This window comes from Arsukibacterium tuosuense, assembly GCF_900215315.1.
GTDB lineage: Bacteria > Pseudomonadota > Gammaproteobacteria > Enterobacterales > Alteromonadaceae > Alishewanella > Alishewanella tuosuense.
Map to the genome: position 1 here is coordinate 1 of NZ_OBEB01000007.1, position 26,036 is coordinate 26,036.

General features: G+C 52.9%; 25 protein-coding genes. 10 read left to right on the forward strand and 15 right to left on the reverse strand.

Features of this window, described 5'->3' with window-relative positions:
- Positions 1–147: 147 nt before the first annotated feature.
- A complete protein-coding gene (locus CRO03_RS14140; protein ID WP_097112293.1) occupies positions 148–426 on the reverse strand; it encodes a BrnA antitoxin family protein in 279 nt (92 codons plus the stop codon).
- Entirely contained in the window at positions 386–658 is a 273-nt protein-coding gene (locus CRO03_RS14145; RefSeq protein WP_097112294.1) for a BrnT family toxin, read from the reverse strand. Before CRO03_RS14145 ends, CRO03_RS14140 begins: the two co-directional genes overlap by 41 nt.
- Positions 659–1,021: 363 nt before the next feature.
- On the opposite strand from CRO03_RS14145, the gene CRO03_RS14150 reads away from it, so the two are divergent.
- Positions 1,022–1,342, forward strand: coding sequence for an addiction module antidote protein (locus CRO03_RS14150; protein WP_097112295.1), 321 nt, complete (start codon positions 1,022–1,024; stop codon positions 1,340–1,342).
- A gap of 49 nt (positions 1,343–1,391) precedes the next feature.
- Positions 1,392–1,631 carry a YlcI/YnfO family protein gene (locus CRO03_RS14155; protein WP_097112296.1) on the forward strand — a complete coding sequence of 80 codons (240 nt, stop codon included), beginning with the start codon at positions 1,392–1,394 and terminating at the stop codon, positions 1,629–1,631.
- A gap of 83 nt (positions 1,632–1,714) precedes the next feature.
- Here the strand turns inward: CRO03_RS14155 and CRO03_RS14160 are convergent, their stop codons facing one another.
- The 6 genes from CRO03_RS14160 to CRO03_RS14185 form a co-directional block, all read right to left on the reverse strand.
- Positions 1,715–2,581 (reverse strand): D-amino acid aminotransferase, encoded by an 867-nt coding sequence (locus tag CRO03_RS14160; RefSeq protein ID WP_097112297.1) that lies wholly within the window; start codon positions 2,579–2,581, stop codon positions 1,715–1,717.
- A gap of 174 nt (positions 2,582–2,755) precedes the next feature.
- Positions 2,756–3,595: a glutamate cyclase domain-containing protein gene (locus tag CRO03_RS14165; RefSeq protein ID WP_097112298.1), complete on the reverse strand. Its 840-nt coding sequence runs from the start codon at positions 3,593–3,595 to the stop codon at positions 2,756–2,758.
- Positions 3,585–4,559, reverse strand: a complete 975-nt coding sequence (locus CRO03_RS14170; protein ID WP_097112299.1) for a 5-oxoprolinase subunit C family protein — start codon at positions 4,557–4,559, stop codon at positions 3,585–3,587. The genes CRO03_RS14165 and CRO03_RS14170 overlap by 11 nt, the downstream gene beginning before the upstream one ends.
- The gene (gene pxpB, locus CRO03_RS14175; protein WP_245861674.1) at positions 4,556–5,248 is read right to left on the reverse strand and encodes a 5-oxoprolinase subunit PxpB; all 693 of its coding nucleotides are present in this window, start codon (positions 5,246–5,248) and stop codon (positions 4,556–4,558) included. Before pxpB ends, CRO03_RS14170 begins: the two co-directional genes overlap by 4 nt.
- 8 nt (positions 5,249–5,256) lie before the next feature.
- A complete protein-coding gene (locus tag CRO03_RS14180; RefSeq protein WP_097112301.1) occupies positions 5,257–6,006 on the reverse strand; it encodes a 5-oxoprolinase subunit PxpA in 750 nt (249 codons plus the stop codon).
- A gap of 139 nt (positions 6,007–6,145) precedes the next feature.
- Positions 6,146–7,570, reverse strand: a complete 1,425-nt coding sequence (locus CRO03_RS14185; protein WP_097112302.1) for an amidase — start codon at positions 7,568–7,570, stop codon at positions 6,146–6,148.
- Positions 7,571–7,790: 220 nt separating this feature from the next.
- Here CRO03_RS14185 and CRO03_RS14190 point away from each other — a divergent pair, with 220 nt between their 5' ends.
- From CRO03_RS14190 to CRO03_RS14215, 6 genes are all read left to right on the forward strand, one after another.
- Positions 7,791–8,723, forward strand: a complete 933-nt coding sequence (locus CRO03_RS14190; protein WP_097112303.1) for a hypothetical protein — start codon at positions 7,791–7,793, stop codon at positions 8,721–8,723.
- Between the two features lie 30 nt (positions 8,724–8,753).
- The gene (locus CRO03_RS14195) at positions 8,754–10,193 is read left to right on the forward strand and encodes an aldehyde dehydrogenase family protein (RefSeq protein WP_097112304.1); all 1,440 of its coding nucleotides are present in this window, start codon (positions 8,754–8,756) and stop codon (positions 10,191–10,193) included.
- Complete coding sequence (speB, locus tag CRO03_RS14200; protein ID WP_097112305.1) at positions 10,190–11,176, forward strand: agmatinase; 987 nt, start codon at positions 10,190–10,192, stop codon at positions 11,174–11,176. Before CRO03_RS14195 ends, speB begins: the two co-directional genes overlap by 4 nt.
- A 3-nt stretch (positions 11,177–11,179) precedes the next feature.
- Positions 11,180–12,025: a helix-turn-helix domain-containing protein gene (locus tag CRO03_RS14205; RefSeq protein ID WP_097112306.1), complete on the forward strand. Its 846-nt coding sequence runs from the start codon at positions 11,180–11,182 to the stop codon at positions 12,023–12,025.
- Between the two features lie 165 nt (positions 12,026–12,190).
- Positions 12,191–14,107, forward strand: a complete 1,917-nt coding sequence (locus CRO03_RS14210; protein WP_097112307.1) for a M1 family metallopeptidase — start codon at positions 12,191–12,193, stop codon at positions 14,105–14,107.
- 167 nt (positions 14,108–14,274) lie between these two features.
- Positions 14,275–15,990 carry a diguanylate cyclase gene (locus CRO03_RS14215; RefSeq protein ID WP_097112308.1) on the forward strand — a complete coding sequence of 572 codons (1,716 nt, stop codon included), beginning with the start codon at positions 14,275–14,277 and terminating at the stop codon, positions 15,988–15,990.
- 51 nt (positions 15,991–16,041) lie between these two features.
- Here CRO03_RS14215 and CRO03_RS14220 read toward each other — a convergent pair whose 3' ends face one another.
- The 6 genes from CRO03_RS14220 to CRO03_RS14245 form a co-directional block, all read right to left on the reverse strand.
- Entirely contained in the window at positions 16,042–16,314 is a 273-nt protein-coding gene (locus tag CRO03_RS14220; RefSeq protein WP_097112309.1) for a DUF3297 family protein, read from the reverse strand.
- A gap of 131 nt (positions 16,315–16,445) precedes the next feature.
- Positions 16,446–17,711, reverse strand: a complete 1,266-nt coding sequence (locus CRO03_RS14225; RefSeq protein WP_097112310.1) for a HipA domain-containing protein — start codon at positions 17,709–17,711, stop codon at positions 16,446–16,448.
- Entirely contained in the window at positions 17,711–17,992 is a 282-nt protein-coding gene (locus CRO03_RS14230; protein ID WP_097112311.1) for a helix-turn-helix domain-containing protein, read from the reverse strand. The genes CRO03_RS14225 and CRO03_RS14230 overlap by 1 nt, the downstream gene beginning before the upstream one ends.
- Positions 17,993–18,223: 231 nt before the next feature.
- Positions 18,224–18,763, reverse strand: coding sequence for an NlpC/P60 family protein (locus tag CRO03_RS14235; protein WP_212682427.1), 540 nt, complete (start codon positions 18,761–18,763; stop codon positions 18,224–18,226).
- Between the two features lie 25 nt (positions 18,764–18,788).
- Positions 18,789–20,198, reverse strand: coding sequence for an aminotransferase (locus CRO03_RS14240; protein ID WP_097112313.1), 1,410 nt, complete (start codon positions 20,196–20,198; stop codon positions 18,789–18,791).
- Positions 20,199–20,345: 147 nt separating this feature from the next.
- The gene (locus tag CRO03_RS14245; protein ID WP_170949027.1) at positions 20,346–21,260 is read right to left on the reverse strand and encodes a LysR family transcriptional regulator; all 915 of its coding nucleotides are present in this window, start codon (positions 21,258–21,260) and stop codon (positions 20,346–20,348) included.
- Between the two features lie 149 nt (positions 21,261–21,409).
- Between CRO03_RS14245 and CRO03_RS14250 the strand changes: the two genes are divergently transcribed.
- Positions 21,410–23,830 carry a TonB-dependent receptor gene (locus CRO03_RS14250; protein ID WP_097112315.1) on the forward strand — a complete coding sequence of 807 codons (2,421 nt, stop codon included), beginning with the start codon at positions 21,410–21,412 and terminating at the stop codon, positions 23,828–23,830.
- A 126-nt stretch (positions 23,831–23,956) separates the two neighbouring features.
- Entirely contained in the window at positions 23,957–25,120 is a 1,164-nt protein-coding gene (locus tag CRO03_RS14255; RefSeq protein WP_097112316.1) for an MFS transporter, read from the forward strand.
- 145 nt (positions 25,121–25,265) lie between these two features.
- Here CRO03_RS14255 and CRO03_RS14260 read toward each other — a convergent pair whose 3' ends face one another.
- Positions 25,266–25,886 (reverse strand): C39 family peptidase, encoded by a 621-nt coding sequence (locus CRO03_RS14260; protein WP_097112317.1) that lies wholly within the window; start codon positions 25,884–25,886, stop codon positions 25,266–25,268.
- Positions 25,887–26,036 lie beyond the last annotated feature (150 nt).

Consider the following 26,036-nt stretch of genomic DNA (forward strand, 5'->3'; position numbering starts at 1 on the left):
ACGGCCTCCTTGGAAATAGTTTTTTTCGACGGCAATCAAAAAATAGCTATTAACTCGGAGGCCGTCCAAGGCCACTTAGGCTAGATGATTATCAGATCAAAATTAATTGATCTTGTGACGATCGGTTTAGAAGTTTAGTTGGTCCGGCTATTTATATTCCTGAGGTGAATGGGTTTTTAGCCAGTCGCGCAATGCCAGGTTCATCCGCGTTTGCCAACCTCGACCTGTTTTTTTAAAAGCGGCAATAACGTCAGCATCATAGCGAACAGTTAACGCTTGCTTGGTTTGATCTGCTTTTGGCCGACCCCGACGAATCAACTTACTACCCTGAAATTCATCAGCTCGTTCAAAGAAGTCGTCAGTTAATTCCGGCGCGTCGTCTGGATCATTCCAGACGGCTGGCGTAACGAGCTTGTTCTCGTTCATTTGCTTTCCTCATACTTATTATTCGTCGGGCTTTATCGCGTAATGTCCAAACCATTACAATTATCCGGCCATCCAAGTTACCAACGGTAATGTAGCGTAATTCACGATAGTCTTGCCGGTCATCGGTAGCGGTGAAATGTTTACCACTAAAAATCTCTGCGGCACGCGAAAAATCTAACCCGCGCTCTGCTAGTGTTTTACGATGTTTGTCTGGATCAAAGGTTATCAACATAGTTATTGTAGTTACATTAAATATGGCGGTCAATGTCAAAGCGTATACTGCTAGCTAATAGCTCAATTTTATTATTTACAAAATTTAAACAAATATTAGCATATTATTTGGTAAATGGGGTCGGAGTAAAAATCCCCCTGTGGTCCCCCTTTACTAAAGTGGGACGGGTTAGGTTCCCCTCTTTGTTAAAGAGGGGTTGGGGGAGATTTGGTATCACCTTGTATTGCTGTATTCGAACGACTACACTAATCAAATCTCTTTTACATATTATACAAGCATGTTTACTGTAAAATATTTGCCTGAGTTTGATGAGTGGCTAAACAGCCTGAACGATAACTTGACCCGGATCCGTTTGAGTAAACTATGTTAAAGATTGCTGATTTACCTACTTTCGATCTTGCCGAGCAATTGCGTGATGAGGCGGATATTCAGGCTTATCTGAATTTAGTGATGAATGAAAATGATCCTGCTGAGCTAGCGCATGCGCTTGGCATAATAGCGCGCGCAAGAGGTATGACACAGATCTCGCAAGATGCTGGCATAAGCCGTGAAGCATTGTATAAAGCGTTAAGACCCAATGCGGTACCACGTTTTGACACTATTAACCGTGTATTGCAGGCACTGGGTTATAAACTGGCAATCGTGCGGGAAGATACGCCCACGCAATATGGAAAGTCAGGTTAAGCTCGTTGATAACGCCGCAACAGTTTTTAGCCCTTAACAGGAGTGAAATATGAGTACGCTTAGTTTACGCTTGCCTGACTCCTTGCATCAACAGGTGAAGGCGCTGGCCAAAAAAGACGGTGTCTCTATTAATCAGTTTGTCTCTTCTGCTGTTGCAGAGAAAATGACAGCACTACTAACGGAGGAGTATTTGTTAACGCGGCAGCAGCAAGGAAACGAGCGGGCATTTTTGCAGGCTATGGATAAGGTAGCTGAAACCGAGCCTGCAAAATATGACAGAGTAAAGTAGCAAATCCCCCTGTGGTCCCCCTTTGCTAAAGTGGGACGGGTTAGTTTGTACCCCCTCTTTAACAAAGAGGGGTTGGGGCAGATTTACTCATCATACTTATGGACGCTAAACAGCTGTTGCGCGGCCAGCCAGACATCGCCGACTTCGCCTGTACCTACGGTATGCTCGTTTACTTTGAGTACCGGCGCGATTTCTTTGCTGGAGCTGGTTAGCCAGATTTCGTCGGCGGCGAATACTTCCTGCTCGGAAATATCCCGCTCTTCTACCACTATATTGCTGTGCTTGCGCAAAATATTCAGCAGCAATAAGCGGGTAATACCGGGTAACAGCTTATTGCTGAGCGGCGGGGTGGCGATAACGCCGTCTTTTATTACAAACACATTTACTGCAGCGCCCTCGGTTAAGTTACCGTCTTTATCAAACAGCAGAATTTCCTGGGCGCCACTGGCGTAGCCTTGCTGGTAATGCAGCACATTACCCAATAATGACGTCGATTTAATATGGCAGCGCTGCCAGCGTAAATCCTGGCCGGTTACCACGTTATAGGTAGTGGCTTTGCTTTTATCGGCCAGTGGTTCGGCGGCGATAGGGAAGGCGTAGGCAAAAACGGTGGCTTTAATATTGGCCGGAAAGGCATGGTTGCGCTTGGTGTCGGTGCCGCGACTGACCTGAATATAGACTGCCTGGTTGGCGCCGTTTTCGCCATTGTTGTCGGCCAGCAGGCGCTGACAAAGGGCTTGCCAGTCGGCCAGGCTCAGGCCTGGGTCGATAGAAAGCTGAGCTAAGCCGTCCTGCATGCGGGCGATATGCGGTTTAAAGCCAACAAAGCGGCCGTTATAGCTGGGGATAACTTCGTAAATGCCGTCGCCAAATAAAAAACCGCGATCCATTGGTGAGATTCTGGCCTCTGCTGCCGGGATAAAATCACCATTTAAATACACTATGCTCATGCTGTTCTCACTTTAAAAACGGTTTTTTTGGAACCTAATACGCAGCACTGAAACCGAACCGGCTCACCCACGCCAACACGCCGTGAATACATCCCTGTAGGCTCGATTCGGCCATCCAGGCCTGCAACGGTCGGCTTAGGGTAAGTCGATTCTATTTCCCGTAACCCGTTACATCTATGTTGCTAACAGGGCCTGCAAATCACTAATTAGTTGCTCGCCCTCGGTATGCGCCAGGCCATCTTCGGTTAAGGTATTTAACCGGGTTACGCCATCGACACTGCCGTGGGCTGATAAAAACTGCAAAATGGCCAACGGGTCAGCGCCTGTCAGTAAGTTACGGCCCTGCAGTACCGACACCATGGCAATAATACCCCAGGCGGCCCAGTTAGACACGTCGGCTACCAGCAGTTCATCGCATTCGGTTATGGCCGGGGTAATATTCAGCTGGCCCAGAAATTTTGCCATATTGCCCATGCCAATTTCGTTACCACCATCGCCAATGCCAATAGTGGGGCAGCTGGCCAGGCTTAAAAAGTGGTCGAAACTGGCGCAGCGCGCGGTGATATCTTCGCCGCGCATATTGGCGTAGCGGCCATCGGCAGTAAAACCTGGCCGTTCAATGGAAATAATTAACTGCGGTTGCAGTTCTGCCAGCGCCGCTGTCGCAATAGCCGGCAGGTTGTGCTGCTGATTAACGCTTATTTGATAAGTGCGATAACGGCTGGCCAGCACGCTGCAAAGTGGATTGCCGCTCACCAGCACCGGTGAGGCGCCCAGCTGTTCTAACAGTTGATACAGGGCAATAGCGCCAACCGGGCCGTCGGTTTCAAAGGTTTCGAGTACCGGAAAGCCGGTGCCAATTAATACCGTGCCCTGGCATTGGTTAATCAGCCTGGCCGCGCGCAGGATATAACCGGGCCGTAACTGTTGCTGCAACAGCTGCATGCCACGTAAATTACGGGCGACTAATAAGTGTTCAATTTGCTGGCTGAGTTCAAGCAAATTAGTTGTCATCTGCTGCTCCGCCCGGGTTTTTAATGCTTGCTAACTGCCGCTTAAAGCGGGCCTGTGCCAGCAACAGGGCATTGTGCGCCTGCTGCGGGTCGGTTTTAACAAACTGCAATGAGGTACCGGCCGGCGCCTGGGCCAGTAGCCAGCAGTCGAGCGACAGCACACTGCCTATTTTCGGATAGCCGCCAAGGGTCTGGCGGTCGTTTAACAGCACGATTGGCTGGCCGTCTGGTGGAATTTGCACTGCGCCATAGCAAATACCTTCAGATAACAGACTGGTACTGCTGCAACTGATCGCCGGGCCACTGAGTTTAACCCCCATCCTGTCGGCCTTTGGTGTCACTTTATAGGTATTAAAATAAAAACGCTGGCGCTCAACACTGCTGAACAGCTGGTGCTGATAGCCTTCAATAAGGCGCAGGCTAAGGCCGTTACTAAAATCAAAATTGGGTTGCAGGGCTGCCGGTAATTGGCGCAAGGGCACTGCTTTAGTGGCTGTCAGCGGCAGCTTATCGCCCGCCTGCAGCTTAGCGCCGTTCTGGTTAAGGCCACCGATACCTTCGCGCATTACCGTGGCAGTGCTGCCAAACTGCGGGGTAATGTTAAAGCCACCGGCCACCGTGATATAAGCACGCAGGCCCTGGCTTGCCATGCCAAGCTCGATAATATCGCCACTTTGTACGGTATGGCTTTGCCACATGGCCCGGGCTTTACCATTAACGGTTACCGTTAAATTGGCACCGGTAACACAGAAGGTAGCAGGGCAGTGCGCTTTTAGTTGCAGGCCGCCAATGCTGCATTCAATAAAGCTGGCGTTGGCGTCATTAGCCAATAGCATGTTTGCCCAGCGCGCCGAGCCGGCATCGAGCGGGCCACCGTTGGTCAGGCCAAGCGGGCTCTGGCCGAAACGACCAGTGTCCTGAATAAGGCTGAGTACGCCGGGGTTTAGAACTTCAAAATGGCTCATAGCTCGCCGCCTAAGTTTAAGAACTCGGCTTTGCTGATAGCGACAAACTGCACTTCATCACCCACTGCCACTGGCATAGGGGGTTGCTGGTCCGGCTGAAACATCGGAGTAGGGCACAGGCCAATTAAGTTCCAGCCACCCGGGGATACCGCCGGGTATACTGCAGTTTGGCGGTCGGCGATGGCCACTGCGCCGCGGGGTACTTTAGCGCGCGGGCTTTTAAGCCTCGGCATCGCCAGTTGTTCGGCCACTTCGCCAAGATAAGCAAAGCCCGGGGCAAAGCCAATGGCGTACACCCGGTACACTTGCTGTTGGTGTAGTTTAATCACTTCAGCAACGCTAAGTTGTTTGGTTTTGGCAATAAGCGCCAGATCGGGGCCGCTTTGTTCGCTGTAATATACCGGTAATTCGATGCGCCGGCCTGCAGGCTGGCTGCTGGCGCTAAGGCTGCTTAGCGCCTGTTGCAGCAGCTGTTTAACTATAAAATGATCGCAACTAAAGGGGTTAAATACCACCATAACCGAGGCATAAGAGGGCAGTAATTCCAGTAAGTGCTGGCCCATTGCCTGGCGGATCAGCGGCCCGGCCTGCTGCACCAGACCGGCAATATCAGGGGCCATTTTTTGCTTAAAATACACCATAACCGCGTTTTCGCTGGCAACGGTTAAGCTATAAAGTGGCTTGCTCATATTCGTTTTCATGCTGGTGTTGATGTTTGGGCGCGGTTTAACAAAGCACGAATTTGCGCCACTTGCTCAATGGCGCCCGGGTTGTCGCCATGTACGCACAGGGTATCGGCATTCAGTGCCAGGCGCTGGCCGGTGGCAGTGGTAACACTGCCATCGTTAAGCAGTTCGCTGACCTGGGCCAGTACCTCGCTGCCATGCAGCACGGCACCTTTTTCGCTGCGGGGGGTAAGTTTACCCTGGTCGGTATAGCGCCTGTCGGCAAAGGCTTCAAACAACAGTTCTACCTTTAATGCCGCAGCTTGTTGCTGATGGTTCTGGCTGTTGTTGTCGGCTAACAGCATTAGCTTTAACGGTTTATGATAGCTGGCGATGGCCTGCAACACCGCCTGCCAGACTGCCGGTTTGCTCATCATATCGTTATACAGGGCACCGTGCGGTTTGACGTAGCTTAGGCTTAAGCCCTGACACTGTGCCATACCGTCCAGCGCCGCGACCTGATAATGGATAAGGTTGATTATTTCATTATGCGAGCATTGCATGCTGCGCCGGCCAAAGCCGTTAAGGTCGGGGTAGGCGGGGTGGGCGCCAATTTGCACGCCATGCTGTTTGGCCAGTTGCAGGGTGCGTTGCATCACGTCCGGATCGCCGGCATGAAAGCCACAGGCAATATTGGCCTGGTCGATATAAGGCATAACCTGGCTGTCGAGGCCCATGGTCCAGCTGCCGTAGCTTTCGCCTAAATCGCAATTGAGTTGCATGTTGCCTCCCGTGCTGAGATTGCTATGGCTAGCCAGCACAGTTGTTATGGTTGCTCAGGAATAAATTATTCATGTTGTCAGGCCAATAAGCAATAGCCAGCGCCAGGTTATTCCTGCCGCGTTACCGTTTAGCCACTTTCTAAGCCAGCTGCGGGAAATCGCTGCGGTAAAAACCGCTGGCTACGGTATCGGCCAGCAGCTGGGCGACGGCAAACACATCGCCTTCCTGATACGGCTGGCCAACAATTTGCAACGAGCTGGGGACGCCGTTATCGCAAAAGCCATTGGGCATCGACAGTACCGGGCACTGGCTTAAGCTGTTAAAGGGGTAGGTCATAAACCAGCCTTTGTTGGCATCGACCGCCTTGCCATCGACTGATACCTGGTGCTGGCTGTAGTCAAAATCCGGCCGGATATCGGTGGTAGCCAGAGTAGGGCATAGTAACAGGTCATATTGCTTAAACACGGTGGCGAGGGCATCCCACATCTGGCACAGATACAGATTGGCATCGAGCATTAGTTCCGGGGTCAGGGTGTCTACCTGTGCCAGATAATGCTGCATATACGGGGTCATTTTCGCGCGCTGAGCGGCGCTGCCAAACTGGCGTTTTAACAGCAGGCCCATCAGTGCCCGTTGTTGTATTTTAGCGGTGTCGATGACCCGCCTGTCCCAGTTAAGTTCTACTTCATCTACCTGCAGGCCCTGTGCTCGCAGGGCATCGGCACTGCGGGTTAATTCGCGGCGAATGTCTGGCGCCAGTGGGTAGAAGCCGAGATTAGCCGATACGGCAATTTTCAGCTGGCGCACCGGCTTACGCGGTTGCAGCCCGGGGTTGGTGTCGGGCACAAATGAATGCGAGTCACGCCAGTCGGCGCCGCGCAGCAGCGGGTAGACGTAGCGTAAGTCGTCCAGGCTGCGGGTCAGAATGCTGTGATGGCAATATAAATCAATATTGTACGGGCTTATTTCTGCCACCCGGCCATGCGGCGGTTTATAGCCGTATAGGCCACAAAATGCGGCCGGAATACGGACCGAGCCGCCAATGTCGGTGGCGTTGGCAAAGCTGGCCATGCCACTGGCCACGGCAATGGCCGAACCGCCGGACGAGCCACCGCAGGTAATGGCCGGGTTCCATGGATTGCGGCTGACGCCCCATAGATCAGACCAGGTAACGGCCGAGGTGGAGAATTCCGGCGTGGTGGTGCGGCCGAGGATAATGGCGCCGGCATCCAGCAGGCGCTGGGCCGGTGGATCGGTGTCTTTGGCGACAAAGTCGGCCAGACAGCGCGAGCCGTTAGTAGTGATCTGGCCCTTAATATAGGTTTCATCTTTTATTGCCAGCGGCAGGCCGCAGAGTTTACCGGCCGTACCCTGCTGGTATGCCTGGCCGGCTTGCTCCGCCTGAGCCAGTGCCGTGTCGGCAAATAAAAAGTTAAAGGCATTCAGCGCCGGGTTATGGCGTTCAACGCGCTGTAAACTTTGCTGCATTAACGTAAGCGGCGATAACTGGCCGCTGGCAAACTGGCGTAACTGTTCGGTTAGTGGCAGATAAATTGGGCTCAACGGCAGGCTCCGGCATTAAGGTGCGTTACGGTAATCAGACCATTGTGCGCAGAAGCGTACCCGCGCAAAAATGAATAACCATCGGTTTACGCTATGGAAAGCCGGGCCGGGTGGCCAGCTGACCCGGTTCTGACCCATCGCGTAAACCGATAGTTACTAACATGCTGTGCTGAAGCGCGACTGCTAGCATCGATGGCAATTACCCGAATAAGGATAGCGTATGAAAGCATGGTATTTGCTGCTGTTTGGCCTGCTGCAAGCCTGCAGCCTGAGCCCGCAACCCGGCCCGCAGCAGGGCTCTGAGCAAGTGCTGCCTGCCGAGCCTGAGCCCGGCCCGGCAAACGCGGCGCCGGTGCAGTTTATTCAGCTGGAACAGGATAAAAGCTTTCAGTTTGAGCGTGGTGATGGTGAGCGGCGGGTGCGCTTTAACTATACCGGCGACAACTGGACCGTGGCCGATGTTGCTGCCATCTGGCTGACCACCGACCAGCCGATTGCGATATTGCCACAACAATACACGGCAGAAGGCAAGATGATGCCCGGCGCTGCGGTAAATGGCCGCAACGTTGGTAAGCTGTGGAATGAGATTACCCAGCAGGAAATGGCCTGGCGCTTAAAGCAGCGCGGCTTTGTGGTGTTAACGCCGGCGATTCAGCATTACAGCGAAGATTTAGACGGATATCAGGCGTTTGAACACTTTATTGCCGCTATTCATAAAGGTAACCCTGGCGTACAGACCATTTTGCTGACCGCCGATGCCCATAACCCCAATATTCAGAACCCGCTGCCCGGCGCGCAAATGCTGGTAACCGGCACCAATGAGCGTAACCCTGAATGGGAAGCGCTGATCCAACGGCATATTGCTGATTTTTATCAACAGGTTGGCCTGGGCAATCAGGGGGCGCGGGTGCGTGGCGGCCACTCTGAGGTGGAAGGGTCTTCCGCGGCCTGGCATCCACTGATTGAGCGTGCTGCCGGCTACGGCGCTACGGTCAGCATTATCGAAGTCAGCCGGGCCATCGATATTGTCGAGCTGGCGGGCAGTATTGAAAACGGCCGGCAATGGGCGGCACCGCTGTTTGATGCCATCGCCAACGCCATGACCGAATGGGCCTGCCTGCAAGGCTATGGCCTGGATAGCTGCAAAGAGTAGCTGCAAAGAATAGTTGTAAGGAGCTTAATTATGTTGCAACGCATTAATGCCCACTATGTAAATGGCCAGTGGCGGACCATTGCTGCGCCAGACTGGCACACCTTAGTTAACCCGGCCAGTGGTGAAGCCTACGCCTGTGTTGCCCGCGCCGATGCCGGGCTGGTGAATGATGCGGTATCGGCCGCCAGCCATGCCTTTCCGGCCTGGGCGGCCCTGAGCTTTGGCCAGCGGGCAGAGTATCTGGCGCAGTTTATTTATCAGTTGCAGCAACGTCGCGATGAGTTGGTGGAAGCCGTGGTGACCGAGCTGGGGGCGCCATTGTGGTTTGCCCGTGAGGTACATGTGGATGACCCGCTGGATGCGTTTGCCAAACATCTGGGCTATGCCGATATGCTCAGTAACGAGCAGCTGCAGCTGGATGCCCGGCTGAAACTGCGGAAAGAGCCGGTTGGAGTTTGTGCGTTAATCACGCCGTGGAATTATCCGCTGCATCAGATTATTGCCAAGCTGGCACCAGCATTGCTGGCCGGTTGCACGGTAGTGTTAAAACCGGCCGAGCTGACCCCGAAAACCGCGCTTTGTGTGGCAATGGCGGCAGAAGCTGCAGGGTTGCCCGCAGGGGTGTTTAATCTGGTGCTGGGCAGTGGCAGCCAGATTGGCGATATTTTATCAGGCCATGCCGACATCGATTGCGTGTCGTTTACCGGCTCAACCGAGATTGGCCGCCATATTCAGCAACAGGCCGCAGCGACAATAAAACGGGTGTGTCTGGAGCTGGGCGGTAAATCTGCCTTTGTTATCAGCCCTACTACGCGGCTGGCAGAGGCCGTGCGGCTGGGGGTGGAGGATGTGATGGCCAATTCGGGCCAGACCTGCACCGCACTTAGCCGGATGCTGGTGCACCATAGCCAGTATGACGACGCCGTTGCCATTGCTGCGGCACATGCTAATAGCCTTAAAGTGGGCGAGCCGCATCAGGAAGGGGTGTTTTTAGGGCCGCTGATTAGCCAGGCGCAGTATCAGAGTGTGCAGCGCTATATCGAACTTGGCCTGAGCGAAGGTGCGCGACTGGTAGCCGGTGGTGCTGAGCTGCTGCCACAGCTGGGCGACGGATATTATATTGCGCCGACCGTGTTTGCTGAGGTGCATAACCAGATGCAGATTGCCCGCGAGGAAATTTTCGGGCCGGTGCTGTGCATATTGTCGTATCAGGACGAAGCTGACGCGCTGCGGATTGCTAACGATTCACCCTATGGCTTAAGCGGCCGGGTCTGGGCGGACGATGATGCTACTGCCGAGCGGCTGGCTGGCGGCATTCGGGCCGGGCTGATTTTTAAAAACGCTGCCCCCTGGCACAATGCCGCGCCTTTTGGTGGCTACAAGCAAAGTGGCAATGGCCGCGAGCTGGGGTTAAAGGGCGTGGAAGAATACTTCGAGCTAAAAGCCATTGTGGCTGAGGACGCGCCATGAGTAGCGCTGAATCCCGGCAAAGAGTATTAAATCAGCCGCTTAGCGGCAATGAGATGCCACGTTTTGGCGGCCCGGCGACCTTTATGCGGCTGCCGGCCGCGACGGACCTCACCGATATTGACGTTGGTATTATTGGGGTGCCGTTTGATATTGGTACCTCTAACCGGCCCGGGGCCAGGCTGGCACCGCGCCAGATCCGGGATGAGTCGCGGATGCTGCGGCCCTACAATATGGCGACCCGCGCCGCGCCCTTTGATTCACTGCAAATTGCGGATCTGGGTGATGTGGCCATTAATACGTTTAACCTGTTAAAAAGCATCGATATTATTGAACGGCATTATCAGCAGCTTACCGCTGCAGGGGTAGTGCCGCTGACGCTGGGCGGCGACCACACTATAGTGTTACCGATCCTGCGGGCGCTGGCGGCTAAACATGGCCCGCTGGCGCTGGTGCATGTCGATGCCCACGCTGATGTAAACGAGCATATGTTTGGTGAGCCGATAGCCCATGGCACGCCGTTTCGTCGCGCGGTGGAAGAGGGCTTATTGCAGGGTGACAAGGTATTTCAGATTGGCCTGCGCGGTACCGGCTATGCCGCCGATGACTTTGACTGGCCGCGCCAGCAGGGTTTTACCGTGGTAACGGCAGAAGAGTGCTGGGGTAAATCGCTTGAGCTGCTAATGGCACAGGTGCGGCAGCAGATTGGCGATACGCCCTGTTATTTATCATTTGATATTGACGGTATTGATCCGGCCTACGCCCCCGGTACTGGCACGGTAGAAATTGCCGGCTTAACGGTACCGCAGGCGCTGCAGATTATTCGCGGTAGCCGCGGATTGCAGCTGGTGGGTGGCGATTTGGTTGAGGTATCACCTCCGTACGATACCAGTGGCAACACGGCGCTGCTGGCGGCGAATTTAGTGTATGAAATGCTGTGTGTGCTGCCGGGTGTGGCCTATCGCATGCAGGAAGGGGTGCAGTAGCGGATGCAACTGGCCAACTGGAGCGAGCAACTGCTGCGGGTGCAGCAAAGCCAGGGCACAGAGCGCTTTTATCCGGCACTGTGTCAGCTGCTGGCACAACTGCAAAGCCTGGATGAGTGCGTGGTGCTGCTGTTCCGCCCGGCCGAGCCGCCGCAATTGTTGTATCAGCGCGCGCCCCTGCCGGGGGATAATTTTGGCCGCTACCTGAAATCGGCCTATGTGCTGGATCCGTTTTACCGGCTGGGCCTGCGCGGCAGCCATAAAGGGGTATGGCGGCTTAGTGATATTGCGCCGGATGAATACGCCGAGTTTGAGCAATACTACAACAGCTACTTTCGTCATCTGAAAATTCAGGATGAAGTGGGTTTTATTATACCGCTGGGGCTGCATCAGGGCTTTGTCCATATCGAACTGGCGCAAATTGCCGGCAGCGAACTGTTCCGGCTGGATGTTATTGCGCAGTGGCAGGCACTGTTTTGTCTGGTGGAGCAACTGGTGCTGCAACATCAGCAATTGCTGGACAATGATACGCTGCGACCACACGCTACCGGTTATCTGGTGGATGATTTTCAGCGTTGTTTTGGCAGCGAAGTATGCACTGCACGCGAGCGCGATGTGCTGAATATGATGCTGGAAGGCCACTGCGTAAAGGCGATAGCGCGGCAGTTGAAGCTGGGGCTGGAAACGGTAAAAATGCATCGCAAAAACCTGTACGCCAAGCTTGGTATTGGCTCGCACCCGGAGTTGCTGGCACTATTTATTGAATTACTGGCCAGCTCAGAAGCCCCGGTGTTGCGCGATCCTTTGCTGGATATTGCCGCAGCTGCGGATTTAAAGCGGACTGGGTAGTTGAATTTGCTAGTCACTGCCAGGGTAGCCGAAGCCGGTTTACTCACATCAACACGCCGTGAACCCATCCCTGGGGGCTCGATTCGGCCGTCCGGGCCTGCAACGGTTGATTTAGAGTAATCCGACTCCTGCTACAAGTAGATTTGTATTGAACCGGAGTTAAATATGAAAAACCGGCTGGTAATCAGCGTATTACTGTGTTTTGCTGCGGCAGCGGCGGCTGACGATCTGTTTGCGCCACTGGCACTGCCATTACCAGCAGGCAGCAGCGTTACCGGAGTACCATCGGCACAGTACTGGCAGCAGCAGGTGGATTATCAGATTAACGCTGAGCTGAAGCCCGCTAGCGCCACCATTAATGCCACTGGGCAGATTCATTATCAGAATAATTCGCCACAGACGCTGACTGCCTTGTGGTTCGAGTTACCCCTTAATCGTTTTTTACCAGACAGTATCAGCACAGCCTTGCATGGCAAGGGCCTTGGAGCGGCCGGCTTGCAACAGATTCGCTTTAGCGCTGACAATAAAGAATTGACGCTGCTCAGGCAGGATACGTTTTATCGGGTGAGCCTGGCCGAGCCATTGTTGCCCGGTCAGCGTGCCAGCCTGAATGTCAGCTGGCAACTGCAACTGCCGGAGCGCACCGATCCGCGCCGGCCGCGGGCCGGAGTTGAGCGCTTCAGCGATGGCAGCAGCATCTTTGGTGTCGCATTGTGGTTTCCGCGGGCGGTGGCGTTTACTGACGAAGGCTGGGCGCTTAGCCCTTTTATTAAAGATGCTGAGTTTGCCACTGAGCAGGGCAATTATCAGGTGAATATTAGCCTGCCGGCAGAGTATCTGCTGCTGGCCACGGGTGAGCTGACGAACCCGGAGCAGGTGTTAACTGAAGCACAGTATCGGGCCTGGCAGCAACAGGGCAGTGCGCAGTTGCTGATGCCGGAGTTGCTTGTGCCGGAGTTGCTTATGCCAAAGAGCGGTGACGGCACTGCCAGCAAAACCTGGCAGTTTAGTGCAACACAGGTGCGTGATTTTGCTTTTGCTGCCGGCAATAAGCTGATCTGGCAAACTGAGCAGCTGAATATTAATGGTCGCTGGCAGCGGTTGAATGTGGCTTACCCGGATAACGGCCGCTGGCTCTGGCATAAATATGCGCTGGCCAGCACCCGCCATTCTGTTATTGAGTTGTCGGAATACTTCGGTGAATTTCCGTTTAAAACAATGAACGTGGTTAATATTGGCGGTATTGGTATGGAATATCCGGGTATTACCTTTGTCGGTTTTCGCGGCCCTGATGCGGCTATTAACGGCCCGGCGCCGGCCTACAGCCGCACTGAAAAACACGATGTACTGGGTGGCATTATGCACGAAGTGGCGCACAGCTATTTTCCGATGCTGGTGAATACCGATGAGCGCCATGAAGGCTTTTTCGATGAGGGTATCGTCAGCTTTCTAGCTTATTTGTTAGAGCAGCGCTGGAGTACGGATTTTCAAAGCTTTTATGGTGACCCTAAAGACGTGGGTGCTGTAATGCAGCAGGCGGCTTATGCCGCACCGGTGCGCCGGGCCGATCATTTCAGTGCCAAACTTGATTCCCATTATCATGTACCGGCAGTGGCCTGGGTAATATTACGCCAGCATCTTATTGGCCCGGAGTTGTTTGATGCCACCTTGCGCGACTTTGTTGGCCATTGGCGCGGGAAAAGAGCGAAATTCGCCGATATTATCCGTTTTTTTCACGCTGAAACCGGACTGGATTTGCACTGGTTCTGGCGTGGCTGGTTTTACTCGGCTAATCACGTTGACCTGGCGCTAGCTAACGTCAGTAGCGATGATGGCACCCTGACAGTGACAGTAGATAACCGGGGCGGCATTGTGATGCCATTTCAGCTTAAACTGACGTTTGCCGATGGCAGCATGACAGAACGACGCTTGCCGGTTGATATCTGGCGTTTAAATAATCAGCAGGCCACAGTAAGGTTTGCCCTGGCAGCGTCGATGCCGGTATCAACAGAGTTAATGGTGCTGGCTGATGCCGAATTAAGCAATAACCAACTGACCGAGGTTGATAGGTTGATTAATTAATATCTGACCCCAATTTTTTATTTATTGTTATCTGACCCCAATTTTTTAAGGTTTTGCCAAGCTGTCGACTTTTAACTAAGCTGGTGTCAGCAAGCCAACTATTTTTATCTGACTAAGGCGGGAGTATTCGGTACACAGCCTGTTTAGAATTGAAGGAGTAGCAGGGGATGACGCTCGCAATGTCTGACTATGAACTGCTGAAAGCCGCTCTGGAAACGGTTCGTGAAGCTGTGCTGATCACTGACAACCAGCTTGATCGGCCAGGCCCCTATATTGTTTATGCCAATCCTGCCTTTTGTAAACTGAGCGGTTACACCATTGAACAGCTGGCAGGACAGACGCCGCGCCTGCTGCAGGGCCCGGAAACGGATGCCGGACTAATGCGAACCTTGCGCCAGCAACTGCTGGCAGGTGAGGAGTTTTCCGGCGAAACAATTAATTATCGTAAAGATGGCAGTTCGTTCCGGATGCAGTGGAAAATCCGGCCGTTTCCTGCCACCGGCCAGCCACGTTATTTTATCGCCGCCCAGCGTGATGTTTCCGTGATGCGTAATCTTGAGCAACAGCGCCAGCAATTACAGGCGCTGGTCGAGATCCAAACCCAGGTTGGGACTGCCGGCCTGGATTTACAAGCAATGCGCGATCAGGTTGCTGAGGTCGCGATGGCGGTAACCGGTGCCGACGGCGCTGCAGTTGAAGAAGCGGAGCACGGCGAAATGGTGTACACCGCCAGTAGTGGCCGGGCGGCAGATTCATTAGGGTTGCGCTTGCCAGTCGCGGGCAGCCTGTCCGGTTCCTGTTACCTGCAACGAGAATCTATTCATTGCCGCGATACCCATCATGATCCTCGTGTAGCAAAAGCTGCAGCCGATAAGGTGGGGTTTCGTTCCGGCTTGCTGGTGCCACTGACTCATAAGGAGCAGTGCTTTGGGGTACTAAAGGTTTACTCTGCGCAACCTGACGCCTTTAGTGACGACGACCTGAAACTGCTTAATATGGCCAGCCAGCTACTAGCCTCATCGCTGGCTGACGCCCGGCTTTTTAAAGGCGAGCGTGACCGCCGTACTTTGCTGGTAGACTCGTTGCCAATTCTGATTTCATTTGTCGACCAGCAGTTGTACTACCGCGAAATAAACGTCGCCTATACCCGTTGGTACAACCGGCCGATTGAGCAAATTGTCGGTAAGCAGGTGGCAGAGGTTATGGGCCAGACACAGTTTGAGGATATTCAGCATTATATGTTGTCGGCGCTGTCTGGCGAGCGGGTTACCTTTGAGTATCATTTACTGCAGGCAGACGGCGCTGCGAAGCCAGTGGAGATTGAGTACACGCCGTTGCGCAGTACTAAAGGCGAGGTGCAGGGCTTTTATGAGATGATCCGCGATATCAGCGATCGTAAACACGCCGAGCAGGACTATCTGACAGGCGCGTTTAATCGCAAGGGCTTCGATGACCGGCTGGAAATGGTTTGCACTACCGCCCGGCGTTACCGGCGCCCTTTAGCCCTGATCTTTCTGGACGTTGACCATTTCAAGCGGATTAATGACACTTTTGGCCATGGCATCGGTGATGATGTGCTGCGGGCGCTGGTAAAGGCACTGCTAAACGAAGTTAGAGACAGTGATATTGTCAGCCGCTGGGGTGGTGAGGAATTTGCCGTTCTGGCGCCCGAAACTACGATGTCTGAAGCGCTGGACCTGGCCGAGCGCTTGCGTCTGGCGCTGAGCAAACATCAATTCGATATAGTAGGGCAAATAACCGCCAGCTTTGCTGTCGGCGAGTTTGACCACCAGGAAACAGGTAACGACTTTATGCGTCGGGTTGATGCAGCGTTGTATGATGCTAAAGCTGGCGGTCGCAACCGGGTTGCGCGGGCAAATTGACTGAGCCAACTATTTTTAACTACAAGCAACTACCCGCACTTCCTGCTGTTATCAGCGATAAAAGGCTTCAACTTTACCTTTTAAGGTCATCAACAGTGGTTGGCCACGGCGGTCGAGTGCTTTGGCGGCGGCTGCTTTTACCCAACCTTCGCTGATGCAATATTCTTCTATATCAAAGCGTTCTTTGCCGTTTAGTTTAATACCGACGTCGTACTGGAATATCTGTTCCACATAATGCGGGCTGCGCGGATTAACCGACAGGCGGTCGGGTAATTCCGGACGGGCTTGCTCGTTGTTGACAGAATCGGCGGTTGTATCGTTCATGGCTCTGATCTTTAGAAAATAAAAAGTAGGCCATTGTAGGCAAAGCCGGCGAACTGCTCAATAGCGGCGGCAATAAACAGGAATTAAAAGAGTCAGTGTAATTAAGCTGCACATGTTGCCCGTTCAGTTATTTAACTCTGCAGCCGCTGAACCATGTCAGCTATTGCCAGGCGGCAAATTTGCCTGAGCATTCTTAGCTCGCCGGCTTTACCGGGGTGTGGCGGCAAGCTTTGTACTTGCTGCAGCAATTCTGCTGCCTGTTTCGGGACAGCAGTTAGCAGTTGCTGCAGCTCGCGATTGGCCAGGCCGGGAGCGATATTTAGCTCGCTGGCAAAGGCCAGTACGTCGGCCTGGGTTAGCTCGTCGAAAGTGATGGCATTGCCCATTGGCTGCGACAGGTTCTCAGACAGGTGTTTGCCAATGTCGGCGTAGATAATGGTGGAAAGCAAATCATAGTGTGGTGTCAGTACCATCTTGTCGCTACTGATAAAAAACGACAGGTTTTTCAGGTGCGCATCACCATTGCCGACCAGTGCGTTGAATACGGCCCATTTGAAGATGGCCAACCGTGTTATACCGACCTTTCTGGTTTGATCGGCTAGCTGCTTTAGTCTGTTGACAGTGCTATTACTATACTTCATCGTATGGGCTAAATTTAGTAACTGGCAGCCATCCAGTACATGCAAACGCTGCTGATTAGGGTACTGGCCAGTGCGGTCAAAGCGCTCTATCAGGTACACCGGTTCAGGTAAATATTGTATATCGACCTCTGGCACATTCAGGCCACAAGCCGCTGCCAGCTTCATCACAAACCATTCGTTTCTTGGTGTATGAAAGTACAGCTCTGGCGAAGTATGCTCCGGCTTTAAAATATGAGTGGAAGGGAAAAAGCCGGACGGTTCAAATAACTGCTTGTCGTGATACACCACCAACATTTTATGCTGAGCACCAGCCAGCGACATTCTTTTGCGTTCGGCGCGGTTTAGTGGCGTTTTGGGTAAGGCGCGGATACGGGCGCTAAGTTCTTCTGCATTAAGCGGTTCCAGGCTACCTGCTGCCGGTGTCTGACCCTGTGGTAATAAGGTGATAGCGCCGGCAGACTCAGCGCCAGCTGCCTCAAGCAGGCCAAAGACATCGCTTTGCGGCAATTTTACTGCTTGGGCTAACAACTCGCGGGCGGCTTCCTCCGGCAGCAGGTTATCAAAAAACCACTGTACCGGCCGGATGGACGCGCCGTCTGTCAGCTTATCTGCTGTTAATGGCAGTGCCGGTGATAACGGATGAGCCTGCTTACGGGCAAGCCAGTCCGGATGATACTGAAAAGACCAGATGTTATTCTGATCCGTTAACTTGCCGACCAGCTCGGTATCGACAAAAACGTCAAGTGTGCGGCTCATCAGCAGCTTCCGCTTAGAATGTCTGACAATTGCTGCTGCTGGGTTTTTGTTAAGCTGATATCTTCGATCGGTAAATCGATACTTAGGCGCATGCCGAGCATTTCTAATACCCGCAGTACCCGGCCCAGTTCGACAGTGGCTTTGCCATTTTCAAAATCACTGATAAAGGTGGTGCCGTTGAAAGATAAGCCAGCTGCGGCCAGTTGATCTAAGCCCTGAGTTTTTCTGACTAACCTGACCAATTGCCCTAATTGTTTGCTGTCTTTCACTGGCACTTTCACTGCACACCTCAAATAAATGCTATCGCGGTTATATTAGCGTAAATACAACCATGCGCAACAAATTATATGCGATCGCGGTCAATTTGTTGGAATTGACTCTGATCGAGATCAAATACATGCCATCGCGGTTAATTCGCTTGATATACGACTACTAAAATAGATTATATGCGTACGCGGTTATTAAAGTTCGCTTGGTAGCAGACGGCCGGTCTGGCCGCCATTGCAGGAAAACTACTGACACAACTCCGGTTTAAGCCTGAGCCCGGCGTGAAAGTCGGCTGCCGGGATGGGTTCTATCCGGACATAGCCTGCGTTTGAGGTCATGCGGTGAATGTAGTTGCCGTCGCCGGTGGCGATACCGACATGGGTAATAACGCCTTTGTTCCAGTTGCCGTAGGTGTTTTGCAGAAACACTAAATCGCCGGCCTGCAGTGCGTTGACACTTTCAATTTTAGTACCGAATTCATCAGCGGCCAGCGAGTCCGCGTGTTCCGGTTGCAGCTTATCACCTGGCCCAAGCTGGGCTAAATCCCAGGGTTGTGCAGATTGCAGGCTGGCAAACTTTTCGCCGCAGGCTTGCCTGAGCACGGTACGGGTCCAGTTCATACATTGTTCGGCCTTGCCTTGCTCGAAGGTCTGGTTTTGCCAGGGCATGGCCGCCTCGACAATGCTAGCTTGCGGGTTGCCGGCAAAAGCGGCACTTTGCCAGAGCAGGCTGCCCAGCAATAAGCCGGAAAACAGATGCTGTTTAGTCATGGATGCTTTTTTCATACACTTGTTCTTCATAAGAAAGCTCTCAGGCACAGGCGCTTTGTCGGGCCAGATGGCCTTCAGCATAAAGATCGTTGATAGTCAGTTCAATCGCTTTGCGCAAAGTTGCGACAATATCGTCAATTTGCGAGCGACTGATGGTAAGGGGCGGCGACATCACATTTAAATGGACGATGGGCCGGACAATTAAGCCCAGGGTTTCCGCGTGATCGGCGATGCGTTTGCCGATATCCAGCTCTTCCGGGAATAATGCTTTGGTTTTTTTACAGCGTACGTTCTCAACGCAGACCATCAGTTGCATACCGCGCACCTGGCCGACGATAGGCAGGTCTTCCAGGGTTTTCATCTGCTGCTGAAAATAGGGGCCAAGTTGTTGTACCCGGTTAAGTAGTTGTTCACGCTGAAGAATTTCGATATTCTTCAGCGCCGCTGCACAAGCCACCGGATGGCCGGAGTAAGTAAAACCATGGGCAAAACAGCGGCCGTGGCCGGGCTCGCTGATGACCTGATGAATCCGGTCGGAATAAATGCAGGCGCCCAGCGGCTGATAGCCTGAGGTGAGCCCTTTGGCGGTAATGATCATATCCGGTTCAATGCCAAATACGTCTTTTGAGGCAAACCAGTGGCCGAGCCGGCCAAAGGCGGTAACCACTTCATCTGAGATATACAGTACGTCGTATTTGCGGCAAATATCAAAGGTACCCTGATGATAACCCGCTGGCGGCACTATAACGCCACCGGCACCCAATACCGGCTCGGCATAAAAGGCGGCGACGTTATCGGGGCCGACGCGCAAAATGGTTTGTTCTAATTCATCCAGTAAAAACTGCAGGTACTCGGGTTCAGCCATGCCGGCCGGTGCCCGATAGTAATTGGGGCAGCTGATATGGTGAATAAAATCGCTGATAAAATCGAATTCCGGCGGGTGGTCGCCTGCTTTGCCACCAATTGACATCGACAGGTAAGTAGAGCCGTGGTACGAGTTTTTCCGCGAGATCACATGCTTTTTAGTGTGTTTACCCCGGCAGTTCTGGTAGAACTGAATAAGCCGGTAGGACGAGTCGACCGCAGTTGAACCACCGCAACTAAACAGCACATGGTTCAGATCGCCCGGGGCCAGCTCTGCCAGTTTTGCGGCCAGTAAAGTGGCCGGGACATTAGTCATATCAACAAAGGGGTTGGCAAAGGCCAGTTTGCGGCACTGCTCAGCGATGGCATCGGCCATTTCACTGCGGCCCAGGCCAATATTGGTGCACCATAAACCGCCCACTGCGTCCAGATAACGCCGGCCGTTGCTGTCTTCAATATAGCAGCCATCACCGCGGCTGATGGGCAGGGCCCCCTGCTCCTGAAACACGTCAAAAATGGTCCAGGGGTGAGTAAAATGTTGTTTATCAAGCCGGTTTAGTTCGGCGGTATCGTAGCGGCTGCTCATTATAGTCTCCTGTAGCTGGTGTACAGGTTTTACCGTGAACCGGCACGGAGCCGCTATTCCCCGTTCAGGCGGGAGCAGTTTGGCTTACCCCCATTTGCGGGGGGGCTGCTTTTAATGACGTGCTAACCGGCTTCGCCATACTTGTTCCTAACCGGCTTCGCCGCTTTGCTTACTAAACGCAATGCCCTGCTCGGTCAGGGCGTTTAGCAGCCACTGCATTCCCTGTCCGACCGGGGTTTCGCTTTGCCATACCATATCAACACAATGCGGAAAGGAGACGGCCTGATGGCTGGTCGGCAGTTTGAGCAACTGGCCACTGGCCAGTTGCGGCCGGATAAGATGCAGCGGCAGCTCGGCCCAGCCCAGGCCGACGCTAACGGCGTCAATCAGCAGGCTGGAGCTGTTGGTAAACCAGATGGTGCTGGATAAGTCGGAGTCAAAGCGGCGGAAACCGCTGTCGGCATCGGTAATGCGCAAGTGGCGGTGCTGCGATAAATCATAAGGGGTAACCTGCGCCAGTTTTGCCAGCGGGTGGCTACTGCTGACCACAGTGCCGTAATGGACATGGGAAATACCGCGAAAGGCCACGTTTTCCGGATAGTCGTCCTGGCTGATGGCAATGGTTAAGTCAGCCTTACCTTGTTTCAGCAGCTGATAGCCCTGCTGATGACTGGCTTTAAGCAACATTAACGAGGTATTGGGGAAGTGCTCTTTAAAGTCGGAGGCTACCTGCAGAATCAGGCTGACCGGCAGGGCTAAATCGTCAAACGCCAGGCTGATTTCAGTTTCGACGTCTTTATTCAGGTTCTGAATGCGGCTAAGCAGGTTGTTATAGCTTTTCAGCACCGACTTAATGTCGTTCAGCAGTGCCAGACCTTCAGCGGTAAGCGGTGGAGTGCGTTTGCTGCGATCGAATACCTCAAAGCCGGCATCAATTTCCAGATTACTGATAAGACCACTAATCGAGGACTGGGCCTTACCCAGTTTACGGGCTGCTGCCGAGAAGCTGCCGGTCTCGACTGTGGTTAAAAATGCCTGCAGTTGTTCAAATGATAATTGCATCTCGTATCGCCTCAACCGATGGTTATCAACTGTACTTGCCATAAAAAAGCTTCTATTCATGGTAGCGTACAAGTTCTGAGCAAATAATTTAGCAGGATTACCAGACTTGTAAATTAAAAATAATAACGGGAACAGGAAGGAAACTTAGCATGGTACCTTTTACTAAACACAGGTTAAGTCTGGTAATTTCAGCAATTTTAGTCACTGGCGCGGCCCAGGCTCAACAGCAGGATGCCACAGACGGTACTCAGGTAAAAAAAGAAAAACAAATTGAAGTGATTACCGTCACGGCTTCAGGTCGGCCTAAATTAGCATCGGAAATTCCGATGAATATTAGTGCGATGACCGAAGCAGAGCTACGCGAAAAGCGGATAGCCAGCTTAAAAGATTTGATTGCTGACAGTGTAGAGATTAGTGCACCGGGCAACAGTGCCCGTTTCTCTGATTCGGTGTCAGTGCGTGGCCTGAATGTGTCGGGGGTGAATGCTAACAATATTCAGCAGTTTATCCGCACCACTATGGCCTACTATCTGGATGCGACGCCACTGCCGAGTATTAATTACCGGATTAAAGATATTAACCGGGTAGAAACCTTGCTCGGCCCGCAAGGCACCTTATATGGTGCCGGCAGCCTGGGTGGTACTATTCGCTATATTACCAACCAGCCGGTGCTGGATGACTTTCAGTTTAATTTTAATACCAGCCTGTACCAGACCAAAAATGGTGGGGTCAGCAACGATACCGATATTGTGCTGAATGTGCCGCTGGGCCAGAGTGTGGCACTGCGGGCATCCATTGCCCGGCTGGATGAAAAAGGCTACACCGACCGCCAGGTAAACCCGGTGTGGCTTGGCGCGGATGAGGGCTTTCCCGGTAATCCCAACCCAAACCAGACGCTTTATAAAGATGATGATTATCAGGATGTGACCGGCGGCAAAATCGCGTTGCTGTGGCAGGTTAATGATGATGTGAAACTGACCTTTAGCCACATTATGCAGGACCAGTTAGCGCACGGTACCAATGGTGCGGCCCGCTTGCCGGTTGACCGGGCTTGTGAGGGCATCACCGACTGCACCTTTACCTCTTTTGATACACCGTTTCAGTATAACGACCGTACTATTGTCGCGCGGTTTGAAGAATATGCTGACCGCGAACTGAGCATGAATACCGTTGATCTGGACTGGCAATTAGCGGGCATGAAGTTGCACAGCACCACGGCATTCTATGAAGACAGCAGTATTGGTCAGGCGGATTACGCCTCGCAGGGTGATGCCTACTATGGCTGGATCCCGGGGCTGGCACTGGCAGATGGCAATGACTCGGCCTATATGACCTTTGATAATACTTATGAAGGCCTGACCCATGAAACCCGGTTAACCTCTGATACTGACAGCCGGTTAAGCTGGATTGCCGGGATATATTACACCGATCAGGATCGTAATTATCGCTTCTCCGAATGGTTTGATCAGCTGGACGAAATTGCATCTGAAGTTAGCTGGCTGGGCTTTGACCGCAGCGCCGTGGGTGGTGTGCCGGGCCAGGGTTATGAAGAAGATTTAGGCAGTAAGTACACCGAGCTGGCGTTATTTGGCGAAGTGGGTTATGACGTGACCGACAAGCTGAATATTACTGTCGGTGCCCGGATTTTTAATTACGAAGATACCGGCCTGGCGCTGATCCGCGATTATCTGGGAACCACCGACTCTAACCGTGAGTTCAGTAATAAAGAAAGTGGCGAAAGCTTCTATAAATTTAATGCCTCGTATCAGTTCAACGGCGAAGTGTTTGCCTATTTTACTTACTCGCAAGGGTTCCGCCGTGGCGGCACTAACGGCTTCCGGGAGGAAGGCGGCCAGCAGGTGGCTGACGATGTGCAGAACTATGAGCCGGATTCTACTGACAACCTGGAGCTTGGAGTAAAAGGTTATCTGGCCGATGGCTGGTATGTGCAAACCAATATTTACCAGATTAACTGGAACAATGTGCAAACCTATTTCTCGCAAACCATCGACGGTATTTTCCCGGTTAACGGCACGACCAATGGCCCGGATGCGGTTACCCGCGGCTGGGAGCTTAACAGCCGTTATTATCTGAGCGACAATATCAGCCTGAGTTATGCCACGGCCACTACTGAAGGTAAGTGGGATGAAACCCTGACCAAGTGTGTGTATCAGGATGTACCGGAAGCTGACAATGAATGCCGTACCTGGAATAAAGGCGGCTTACTGGGTGGCTCGCCGAAGTGGCGGCATAACTTTGGGGTGCGTTACGATACTGATTTTGACAATGGTATGACCGCGTATGCTGCACTGAATGGCCGTTATGTTGGCAAGGTGCAGAATGACCGCCAGGATGACCCGACGTCAACGGTATTTGAGTACCCTTCGTACACCACGTACAGTGCCAATATCGGCTTTGGTAAAGATAACTGGGATGTCGCGCTGTGGGTGCAAAACCTGACCGACGAAGATGCGATAGTATCGAATCTGAACGGGGGTATTCTGGGCCGGCGCACGATAGCGTTGACGCCGCGCACCGTGGGTATTAACTTCTCCTACCAGTATTACTAGAAGTATTACTACGTGTATTACTACGTGTATTACTACGTGTAACTGAGTGTATAGCTGACAATGATACAGGCTGGATAAAAGTGAGCCGGTGGCCCGTGCTCACTTTTACTTTTTGTGGAGCAGCAGATGCCTGAACTTTCTTTACCCGCTGAGCGTCGCTCAGCACTGTATTTTGCGCAGTACAGCTGCATTATGCTGATCGCCATGATGGGGGCTGCGGTCACTAACCTGATGCCACTTATTGTTGGCGCCTTTTCGGATAGTGGTCAGTTCAGTACCCAGCAGGTGGGTTATCTGGCGGCGGCTGACGTTGCCGGTATTCTGTTATCGACCACGTCGGCCTTCTGGTGGGTGCGCCGGCTGGCCTGGCGCCCGGCGGTGCAGCTGAGTTTAGTGCTGTTTATTCTGGCCAACCTGACTACGGCCTTTATTGATGGGTATCACGCTTTAATGGCGCTACGCTTTGCTGCCGGCCTGGCCTGTGGGGTCAGCTATGCGATAGCGCTGGCGGCCCTCGGCGATGAGCGTCGGGTAGATAAAGCCTTTGGTGTGATGGTAACCATTCAGGTGGTGTTTGGCACGGTCGGCTTTTTGGTGCTGCCAGAGCTGATTAGCCGTTTTGGTTATGGTGCAATTTATCAGAGTTTTAACTTATTTTTGCTGGCAGCATTGCTGCTGAGCTTCGTTAATTTTCCGCAAAACCTGAAGCCACAACATAGTGTGCATTTCGATATCAGTGGCCGCCTGAAACCGGCTATCTGGGTATTTAGCGGGGTGGTGCTGTATTACTTTGCCCAGGGCAGTGTCTGGGGCTATCTGGAGCGGCTGGGTGTGGCAGCGGGCCTGACCATGACAGAAGTAGGCTACGTGCTGGGGCTGGGCTTTGCGATAAGTGCCGTTGGCTCACTGCTATCCGGGGTGTTTGTGGCGAAATTCGGCCGCACCGCAGCCCTGTGGCTGATGGTGGCTATTCAGTTGCCCTGTTTATTTGCCTTAAGCCTGATGAGCAGCGGGTCGGCCTGGCTGATCTACGCCAGTGCCACTATTGTGTATCAGATTTTCTGGAGCTTTGTGGTGCCGGTAATGATGGGGATTTTTAACGATGTTGACCCGTCTGGCCGGTTAATTGTGTTTTGCCTGAGCGCCTTTAAAGTGGGGCTGATGCTGGGGCCGCCGATAGCCGCCCTGGCTATCAGCGCCAGCAGTTTAACCGTGGTATTGCCGCTGGGCGTTGCGGCGATAGTGCTAAGTGCAATTTGTCTGCAGTTGGCACAGCGGCGGGCGGAGTAGCATCCGGCAGGAATCGGTTTGCTCTAAGTCAACCGTTGAAGCCCTGGACGGGCGGAAACGAGCCCCCAGGGATAGGTTCACGGCGTGTTGATGTGAGCAATCCGGTTCCTGCTTTATACTTCAGTGTGAAGTCCTGGAATAAGTACTACTCAAACCGGTGCAGCCATAAGTCATCGCCAGTGCCATTGTCATTAATGGCATATTCAAAGGCGGCTTTCGGGTAACGCACCGCTTTGCCTGATTTACTGGTGTCGTAGCTGCCCCATTTTTGCAGGTTCCAGACGCCGTAAGGGTCATTTACAGTGTAGTGGCTGCCGTCATAACCCGTTACCACCAGAATGTGCCCCGGCACAGTAAACCAGCCATGCACTATGGTAGGTTTGCCCGCGCTGGCCAGTTGTTGTAGCTGGCCAATAGTACCATTGGTTACCCCGATACCCCGTAACGCGCTACCTGCCTCTTTGGCGATGGTATTAAACCCTCCGGCCAGGGCCGGTACGTCCTGCAATAAACCAAAACGCGCATTCAGATAATCGGGCGTGCGCTGACCCAGCTCGGCCGGGTCGGTCAGGCCAAAGAAATCGGTAATCATTGCCAGCGAGGTAATACTGCAGGTGCTGTCCGGGTTTACCGCGTTTTGTTTCTGATCCCAGTAAGGCACATCCGGGTTGGTGGTCTTATTTACTGCTGTGTTTGCCAATACTGGTGATGCCATCAGAGCTGGTATCAGGGCTGATATCAGCCACAAGCCGGAAAATAATGTCATTGTTATCCTCAGCTGTAATAAAAAAAGGGCGACAAGCGCCCTGTAACAAACCAAAAAAACCAGGAGGTTAGTTAAATTCCGGCCCAGGAACGGGAGAGTTCTGACCGGGAGTGCCAGGCAAATGTTGCTTAGCAGAAATCAGCTTACTGG